At 51.9% G+C, this 231-nt stretch carries 1 protein-coding gene; it reads right to left on the bottom strand.

Translation table 11 applies throughout. The features are described 5' to 3' along the window. On the bottom strand, positions 1-231 hold a 231-nt coding region (locus tag FHC52_RS22645), incomplete at both ends, for a transposase (RefSeq protein WP_220420282.1).

Here is a 231-nt window from a genome sequence, read left to right as displayed (position 1 = left end):
CCTACCTCCCGTGCTGTACTGCCGAGGTACAAGCCCTGTTGCCGCCGCAAAGTCACGGCTGCTGGCGTACTGCTTCCCGTCGCCAATCTCAGTTGAAATAGTACTCGCTGTCAGTGTTCCGACGCAGGGAATGCTCAGCAAGCGCTGTCCAACCTCATCTTCGTCCAACTTTCGTTTCAACTGGGATTCCAAATCTTTAATCTGCTCAACAAGATAGTGATAATGCTGTTG

Source organism: Enterobacter sp. EC_64, from assembly GCF_019584165.1.
Classification (GTDB): domain Bacteria; phylum Pseudomonadota; class Gammaproteobacteria; order Enterobacterales; family Enterobacteriaceae; genus Enterobacter; species Enterobacter roggenkampii.
Note: the sequence above shows the minus strand (reverse complement) of the source record. Positions and strands in the feature narration are given on the sequence as shown.